General features: G+C 31.2%; 1 protein-coding gene. It reads right to left on the minus strand.

Annotation, left to right across the window (positions count from 1 at the left end; genetic code table 11):
• Positions 1-161 precede the first annotated feature (161 nt).
• Positions 162-1,601 carry a DDE-type integrase/transposase/recombinase gene (locus I2A75_RS17805; RefSeq protein ID WP_195266935.1) on the minus strand — a complete coding sequence of 480 codons (1,440 nt, stop codon included), beginning with the start codon at positions 1,599-1,601 and terminating at the stop codon, positions 162-164.
• Positions 1,602-1,755 lie beyond the last annotated feature (154 nt).

Consider the following 1,755-nt stretch of genomic DNA (forward strand, 5'->3'; position numbering starts at 1 on the left):
GATAGTGTAAAGTTTCGTATGAAAAAAATAGATAAATCAACATAAAGGTAATTATTTGAATAAATTGATTTATGTTGAAAATAAATGCTAAATTTAAGCACTACAAAAAAGCCTTCGATTGCGGAGGCAAAATAAAAATCAGTATTTAATTTTATAGTTTATCAAGAACTTTTAGATTCTTGTATATGCAATATGGTTTGTTGCCCAAGACTGATAAGAATCTGCCATTTTGCAGGCATATTATCAATGCCATCTAGTTGCTTAAGTTCATTTAATGGACGCCAGTAATTATAAGGATGTGGGCGCAAAAAGTTATAATAAGCAACCCAAAGGGAGAAGCCGTAAAGAGCACCATCGTCACTTCCGTAGCCACATGTACCTCTATAGGAAGATTTAAAAGTACGGTTTAAACGCTCTACAACTTGTTTAACCCAACGGAATTCTTCAGATATAGGATCCTCATTAGTAAGACCAATAACTTGAGTTAAGGTAAATTCTTTATTTGCCTCAAGTTCAAATTGTTGCTTTGCTAACGGGTAAGCACTATAACCATCGGCAACGAAGTTCAAAGCTTTTCCAGGAAAGTTCTTAAACTTATCAAAAGCCATACGCATTGCTAATATACATGGGCCAGTAGCTCTTGTATCAGATACTTGATAGCCTAGAATCGACTTTTTACAAGCATCCATTACAATCCAAACATAGTGCTTAATGCCTTTAACTTTTATATAAGTTTCATCGGCAGAGAGTATATTAGCTGGTTTGTAATCAAATGTATCAACAAATGGTTTAATAACGGCAGCTGCTGTTAATGCATAATTAGCAACAGTTCTATGTGAAATTTTTATTCCATGAACTTCTTTTAAAACATGTGCTGTTTGTCGTGTAGACATCTTACAATTAACGTTATAAGTAAGACATAATCCCATTATATGAGAATTGAACTTCTTAAAACTAAATCCAGTTGCATGTTTTGATATTGGATATAAATCCATTTTAAAGAAATCAATATTAAATTCACGATATATGTAGTGAAGCTTGTATTTATATTTATCTGAAGGATTAAGACCTTTCGGAAGCTTCCTAAGATTTTTTTGATAGTAGGAACATTTAGAATTATTGCATTTATGTATTCTAAAGTGCTTACGTTGCTTTTGTTCCGTAAGCGTAGCACCACAGTAAGGACATACAAATACTATTGGCTTAGTTACGTAATTAGTTTCTTTAAATGTAAGACCACAAACTTTACATTGAAACTGTCCTTTACTACCATTGTTATCATAGATATATCCATGAGGTGCTCCACATTTAGGACATTTAGTTTTTTCGGGAATAGATTTACCGTTCCGTCTTTGGACGGGTTTTACGGATTTATTATATTTATGTTTGTAATAAGCTAGGAGAAGTTTATAATCTACTTTTTCAAATTTAAGGATAGTAGGTAGCTTATCCACTTTGAATTTTTGATACTCGGGACTATTTGAATCATCAAATGCCATCTGTTTAAGTGGAATATATTTAGAGATAAAAATAAGAAGGTGATAAATAGTTTTAATTAAATATTGATTATATGCTAGTAAATAAGTTATAATTGAATCCATAATAACGACATCCTTTCATGGTTAAATTTGTGTTGTGGTGATTCAATTTTAACATGAAATTAGGGGGTCGTTGTTTTTTTATACAAAAAACTTGCGAAACCTTGATATATAAAGATTTTAAAAGAGAAGTAGTGTAAAAAAACTTTACACTAAC

The organism is Clostridium sp. 1001275B_160808_H3, from assembly GCF_015550425.1.
GTDB lineage: Bacteria > Bacillota > Clostridia > Clostridiales > Clostridiaceae > Clostridium.

What these genes read in the sequence shown, in the direction of transcription:
- I2A75_RS17805 (WP_195266935.1), bottom strand. Translation starts at nt 1,601, where the DNA reads ATGGATTCAATTATAACTTATTTACTAGCATATAATCAATATTTAATT.